The organism is Hymenobacter terrestris (assembly GCF_013377905.1).
Taxonomy (GTDB): domain Bacteria; phylum Bacteroidota; class Bacteroidia; order Cytophagales; family Hymenobacteraceae; genus Hymenobacter; species Hymenobacter terrestris.
On record NZ_JABKAV010000011.1, the window covers coordinates 92,764 to 98,912 of the forward strand.

At 61.1% G+C, this 6,149-nt stretch carries 7 protein-coding genes and 1 pseudogene; 2 read left to right on the forward strand and 6 right to left on the reverse strand.

Annotation, left to right across the window (positions count from 1 at the left end; all coding sequences use genetic code 11):
• Positions 1-25: 25 nt before the first annotated feature.
• The 3 genes from HW556_RS06185 to HW556_RS06195 all read right to left on the reverse strand — a co-directional run bounded on the left by HW556_RS06185 (position 26) and on the right by HW556_RS06195 (position 2,524).
• On the reverse strand, positions 26-373 hold the full coding sequence (locus HW556_RS06185; protein ID WP_088465645.1) for a helix-turn-helix domain-containing protein: 348 nt from the start codon (positions 371-373) through the stop codon (positions 26-28).
• A gap of 53 nt (positions 374-426) precedes the next feature.
• Positions 427-720, reverse strand: coding sequence for a type II toxin-antitoxin system HigB family toxin (locus HW556_RS06190; RefSeq protein ID WP_176898997.1), 294 nt, complete (start codon positions 718-720; stop codon positions 427-429).
• A 136-nt stretch (positions 721-856) separates the two neighbouring features.
• On the reverse strand, positions 857-2,524 hold the full coding sequence (locus tag HW556_RS06195) for a formate--tetrahydrofolate ligase (protein ID WP_176898998.1): 1,668 nt from the start codon (positions 2,522-2,524) through the stop codon (positions 857-859).
• Positions 2,525-2,734: 210 nt separating this feature from the next.
• Between HW556_RS06195 and HW556_RS06200 the strand changes: the two genes are divergently transcribed.
• Positions 2,735-3,040, forward strand: a complete 306-nt coding sequence (locus HW556_RS06200; RefSeq protein WP_176898999.1) for a hypothetical protein — start codon at positions 2,735-2,737, stop codon at positions 3,038-3,040.
• Between the two features lie 163 nt (positions 3,041-3,203).
• Here the strand turns inward: HW556_RS06200 and HW556_RS06205 are convergent, their stop codons facing one another.
• The 3 genes from HW556_RS06205 to HW556_RS06215 all read right to left on the reverse strand — a co-directional run bounded on the left by HW556_RS06205 (position 3,204) and on the right by HW556_RS06215 (position 5,528).
• Entirely contained in the window at positions 3,204-3,407 is a 204-nt protein-coding gene (locus HW556_RS06205) for a hypothetical protein (protein WP_176899001.1), read from the reverse strand.
• 176 nt (positions 3,408-3,583) lie between these two features.
• Positions 3,584-4,567: an alpha/beta hydrolase gene (locus HW556_RS06210; protein WP_176899003.1), complete on the reverse strand. Its 984-nt coding sequence runs from the start codon at positions 4,565-4,567 to the stop codon at positions 3,584-3,586.
• Between the two features lie 133 nt (positions 4,568-4,700).
• Positions 4,701-5,528: a helix-turn-helix transcriptional regulator gene (locus HW556_RS06215; RefSeq protein WP_176899005.1), complete on the reverse strand. Its 828-nt coding sequence runs from the start codon at positions 5,526-5,528 to the stop codon at positions 4,701-4,703.
• A gap of 429 nt (positions 5,529-5,957) precedes the next feature.
• On the opposite strand from HW556_RS06215, the pseudogene HW556_RS19000 reads away from it, so the two are divergent.
• Positions 5,958-6,137, forward strand: a pseudogene (locus tag HW556_RS19000) (integrase core domain-containing protein); the annotation flags it as partial.
• Between the last annotated feature and the right edge of the window lie 12 nt (positions 6,138-6,149).

Here is a 6,149-nt window from a genome sequence, read left to right on the forward strand (position 1 = left end):
CGCGCCCTGTGCCTGATCAGGCCCGTTAAGCGGCCTCTAAAATGAAGTCGGCGGGAATGCCCAGGCGCTGGTAGAGGCGCTTGGCCAAGTCCAGGTTGATGCGGCGGCCCTGCAGTACGTCGCTCAGGCGCGAGGCCGGGATGCCCAGCAGCGCGGCCAGATTCTTCTTGTTGAGCTTGCGCCGGTACATCTCCAGCTCCAGCCGGCCCACCAGCGTCCGGGGCTCGGGCAATTCGTAGCCCTGCCCCTTTTCGTAGGCACTGATGGCGTCGCGCAGTGCCCGCATGGGCGCCAGGTCCGCGGGTTCGTGGTCCATCCAGGCCGTGAACTGGTCCAGGGCCTGTTGGTAGTCGGCTTGGGTGCGAATGTCCATGAGTAAGAAGCGTATAAAATGGGAGAGAATCAACGGGTGCTCAACGCGGGTGCTCAAACGGTGTCGGCGTCGATGTTGTCGTACTGCTGGTGCGTGCCCACAAAGCGGACGAACACGGTACGGGTGGCGAAGTGCAGCCGGGCCACCAGGCGGTAGCGGTTGCCCCGGATGTTGAACACGTAGCGCCCGTCGCGGGTGTAGTCGGCCGTGTTGTAGTCGCGCACCACATCCGCGTGCCGGGCCCAGTCGCTTTCCTGTACGAAGGCGTACCAGGCACTCAGCGCTTCTTTCGCATCGGGGTGCTGCTCCCAAAACTCCCACAGCGGCTTCTGGGAAATGACGACCATACCCAAAGGCACGATGCACAGTTCTGGAATTGATAATTTCCTCCTGAAATATGTAATTACAGTTTCTGGAAATTAGTTCCCCACTTAGAACGTCTCCTCTTGCTCCAGCAGCATAATCAAGTGAAGATAATCACGGTTACGACAGCCCCGTGATGACGCCGTCGTCGTCGATGTCCATGCCCTCGGAGGCGGGCACGGCCGGCAGCCCGGGCATGCGCAGCAGGGAGCCGAGAAGGGGGATGACAAAGCCGGCCCCGGTGGCCAGCTCAAATTCGCGCACCGTCACGCGGAAACCCACTGGCCGGCCGATGAGCTTTTCGTTGTCGGAAAACGACTTCTGCGTTTTGGCCATGCAGATGGGCAGGTGGGCAAACCCCAGCCGGTTGATGCGGCGAATATCGGCTTCGGCTTTGGGCGAGTAATCCACCCCGGCAGCTCCGTAAATTTCCCGGGCAATGGTCTCGATTTTGGCCTTGATGGGCTGGTCCCAGGCGTACAAGGGCCGGAAGCGGTTAGCGCCGCTCGCGATGCTGGCCAGCACGGCCTCGGCCAGCCGGGTGGCGCCGGCGCCACCCTCGGCCCAGCTGGTACTCACTACGGCCTGCACCCCCATATTCTGGCACAGGCGCTGCACCAGGGCCACCTCCTCGGCTGTGTCGCTTACGAAGTGGTTGATGGCCACCACGGGCTGAAATCCAAACTTTTGGGCGTTTTCCAGGTGCTTTTCGAGGTTGGCAAACCCCTGCTCACACCGGGCCAGGTCGGGGGTGTTGATTTCGACGGGCGGGGCCCCGCCGTGGTGGCGCAGGGCCCGGATGGTGGCCACCATCACCAGGGCCGCCGGCGCCAGTGCTGCGTAGCCGCACTTGATGTTTAGGAATTTTTCGGCCCCCAGGTCGGCGCCGAAGCCGGCTTCCGTCACCACGTAGTCGCCCAGCGAGAGGCCCATGCGAGTGGCCAGCACCGTATTAGTGCCCTGAGCAATATTGGCAAAGGGCCCGCCATGTACCAGGGCCGGGTTGCCTTCCAGAGTTTGCACCAGATTGGGCTGCAGGGCGTCGCGCAGCAGGATGGCCATGGCTGCCTCCGCCTTCAGCTGGCGGGCGTACACGGGCTCGTTCGTGTAGGTGAACCCGACGAGGATGTTGCCGAGCTTGGCCTTCAAATCGGCCAGGCTGGTGGCCAGGCACAGGATGGCCATCACCTCCGAGGCGGCCGTGATGTTGAAGCCGTCGCTGCGCATCACCCCATTGGCTTTGCCGCCAAGGCCGATGATGATGTCGCGCAGGCTGCGGTCGTTCAAGTCGATGACCCGCTTCCAGAGCACGGCGCGTGGGTCGAGGTTGAGCGGGTGGCCCGGCGTGTGGAGGGCGTTGTCGATGAGGGACGCCAGCAGGTTGTTAGCCTTTTCCACCGCGCTGAAATCACCCGTGAAGTGCAGGTTGATGTCGACCAAGGGCCCCACCTGCGCATGTCCCCCGCCCGTGGCTCCGCCCTTGGCCCCGAACACCGGCCCCACGGAGGGCTCGCGCAGCACGGCAATGGCCCTTTTGCCCAGCTTGTTCAGCCCGTCGCTCAGGCCGATGGACATCGTCGTTTTGCCTTCGCCCGCCGGGGTGGGCGTCATGGCCGTGACCAGGATGAGTTGGGCCCGCGCCATCTTTTCCGCGTCAATCAGCGCCAGCGGCAGCTTGGCTTTGTGCTTGCCGTACAGCTCCAGGTCGTCCTCGGCAATGCCCAGCCGGGTGGCTACGCTCTTGATGGGCGCGAGGGCCACGGATTGGGCAATCGAAAGGTCAGTCATGTACAAAAAAGCAGCGGTTCGAGACTAATAACAGGGAAGCCCTCGTTATTCTTTCGGACCGTTTTCCTGAACAGCAACCATTCTCTCATACACTCCTTGGGAAAAGCTCGCCTTGTGTAGATTCCTGAAGCGCTTTAGTTATCGCGCTTTAGGCGGCTGTTCGTGCTCTACATTACATTTACCCTCGTACCAATCAGCCCACTGATTTGAATGCATCCGCTGCCCCCTAATTCTCCCGTTGTCAAGGAGCGCAAAGAAATGACTGTGCGCGGTCTGCTCACGCTCAACGGGTGCTTGCTTCTGCTCGGCGTCTTGCTCTTCAGCGGCTTGAGGGACTGGGGTGCCCTCCTGGGGGTAATCCTCCTGGTGCTCTTGTCCGTGCTTGCTAATGGATTTATGTTCTTCAAGGCGCTGCTGCGGCGAGAATACCCGCTCGCCCTCTGGTATTTTCTGCTGGCCGCAGGCGCCGCCTGGGCGTATGCGTCAATCAAGATATCAGGCAAAATTGGCGGCTAAGGGTTCCAGTCCGGTCTAGCCCACAAGGACACCCTAAGACCACACGGCGGCTGGTCGTAGCGGCGCATCCAAACCGTGGGATATGTTGCCCCTCGTAATTCTGAACAGCGCGCGTTTACCTTGCCACCCTTTACTTGAACGATAATCTCGCGCAAGGCAGCCGTTAGCGTTTCTCCCAGCGCTCAGCAAATTCCGGCTTGCTGCCATACATCCACGCCTTGGAGACGGGGTTGACGAGGACCACCTCGGCCGGCCGTTCGTCGTCGGCTTCACTCGTGCCCAGTTCCAGTTCGTACTCCTGGCCGTGGCGGAAGCCGGCGAACCCGTCCATGCCCCGGAATGTGTATTTCCTCTTCTGAAATTCCATGCCGCAAAGCTACGCGGCAGCAACAGGCGGTTTCGATCGTTTGCGTGAAGCAGTGCAGGGGATAAAAGACGACTTTGCCTGTGCTATGCCTATGCTATGCCTATGCTATGCCTGCGAAGTGCTGGTGGCAGACATACCGGATTTCCGGCACGTTGCCAGCAAGTTTAGTCTCTGGGCTACTCGCTCAAAAAGCCCAGTACCTCCTTCATGACCTGCGCCGGGTTTTCCTCGAACAGGTAATGGCCGTTGTCGAGCAGGCCCACCACCCGCCCGTTGCTGGTCATGGCCGGCACCCCGTACTGCAAGGTCCCGTGGGCCACGTAGCTGGCAATGCCGAGCACCGGCAGGTGAAGCTGGGTATATGCTTTGGAGTCGGCGATGTCCTGCCCAAGGGCCTGGTACCAGGCGTTGGCCGCCCGAATGTTTTCGGGTTGATTGTAGACGGCCGCGTACACCGCCCGGTCAAAGGCCGACATCTTGCTTTCGTCCTTCATCACGTAGGCAAACAGGTAATCCAGCAAGAGCTCGAACCGACCGGCCAGCAGTTTTTCGGGCAAGCCCTTGATTTGGTTGAAGGCCATCCACCAGATGTAGGGCTGCTGGCCGTCCATTTGGGGGCCAAAGGTGCCCGGCGCGGGCAGTATAGGCATCTGCATCATCCCTTCCGACGGGTGGGTGCCATCCACGATGATGAGCTTTTCGGTGGCCTCCGGGTGGTTGTAGGCGAAACTGCTGGCGACCATGCCCCCAATGTCGTGGCCCAGCAGGGAAACGGTGCCCAGGCCCAACTGCTGCACCAACTCGTAGACGTCGTGGGCCATGGTTTTTTTGTCGTACCCCGTCTCGGGCTTGTCAGAGGTGCCCATGCCCCGGTAGTCCACCAGAATCACGCGGTAGTGCCGGGCCAGCTCGGCGGCCACGGGATGAAACGAATACCAGGTCTGGGGCCAGCCGGGCAGGCAGATGAGGGGTCGGCCGCTGCCGCCTGCCACGTAGTGCAGGCGGATGCCGTTCACCGTGGCGTACTGATTGATAAAACCGGGCAGCCGCTTCACCAGTTCCTCGTCGGAGTATTCGCGCGGCAAAGCCACCGGCTGGTTTGAGGATTCTTCGCTGAGCGACGGATTGGGGGGGCTGGCGGGAGAAAGGGGCGTATTCATGCGAAATGGGTAAGGGAAGTGAGAAGGCTGCAATGCTGCCTGTTTGATTACCTCAAAGGTCCCCCGCGTCGCCGCCGGAATTTGCCCAATTTCTGCTCAATACTTACACATTCGTGCGGGTTTGGGGCCGGGCTCAGCTCTGCTGAAACGCGCGCGGGCTTTGGCCCAGGGCCCGCTTGAAAGCGGCCGAAAAGTGGGCGGGCGAGGCAAAGCCCAGCGCGTCGCTGATGGCGGCCAGCGGCAGGTCCCCGGCGCGCAGCAACAGTTGGGCGCGGCGGATTTTCCACTTGAGAACATACTGATACGGCGAGTATCCGGTGGTCTGCTTGAAGCAGCGGGCAAAGTGAAACACGCTCAGGTTGGCCAAGCTGGCCAGGGCTTCCACCGTCACGGACTGCTCCACGGCCGCCTCCAGGAAAGCGTCGATGCGGGCCAATACCGGGGCCGATAAATTCCGGCCCGCCGCGATGCGCCGCTCAAACGTGCCATGATGCGCGATAAGGTGGTAGTGCAGCGTGTTGGCCAGCGACTCACCGTAAAGCCGTCCCAGCGCATGTTCAGCCCCAGCCGCGGCCAGCAGCTGCCGCCCGAGCCCAGTCAGCAAGCCGTCCTGAAAGCAAAATCGATCCTGCAACGTAAAGCTCGTCAGGTCCAGGCCCTGGCGGGCGTGGTTTTCCAGCGCCAGCGCATCCACGTGCACCTGGATGACGTCGACGGGGCCGTCCCAGCCCCCAAAGCCGCGCTCCCCGGCTGGGTATAAGCCGGCGTCGCCGGCCTGAAATACCACTTCTTCAACCGCCGTGCCGTGCTGGCGGTGCGAACGCACCGGTTCGATGCCCTGGTGTAGAATAAGCAGGTGCTCGGCTTGGAAGTGAGCCGGTAGGTGCGTGGCCTCCAATCGGTACTGCTCCACTAACAGCCCTGGCGGCTTGTACTCGATAGAGTCGTCGATGTGGTTCATTAGAGCAGCGGAGTAGCACCTCATAACGGCGGGAATCGACGAGATGTTCTCGTGGGTATGTCCTTGGGGAGGTTGCCGAACACCTACAAGTAACCGCTTGGGGTGGCCCATTGCGAGCTAACCTACCATAGTCTGATTCGACTTTTCGTGGGTAGTGAGGTGGTCGGGTAAATGTGGACAGAATAGGGCTTTATCTTTCGAATGCCACGGAAGACAGTCCTCAACCCGCCAAACGTCGACGTTATGACGCCTCCTTCCGCGCCGAAGTCCTGCATCTGGCAGGCGAGAGCCATTTGACCCGGGCCGCGGGCCGCGCCTGAATAGCAGCTCCAAACTACTCTATAAGTGACATAAAGAGGCTCTGAAGCCCGTCGCGGCGACTGCTACGACAACGCCCAGGCCGAGAGCCTGTAGTCCCGCCTCAAAACGGAGGTGCTCGAACTCCGCGAGGGGCCCGTGTTTACCGATTTAGCCGATGCCCAGCAAAGCGTCGCCGAATATGTTGACTGCTACAATCACGGCCGGGTGCACTCCAGCCTCGAGTATCAGACACCCTATCGCACTCATCAACAACTCCTTCAACCTACTGCCCTAAACTGTCCAGCCTGATCGGACCACCTC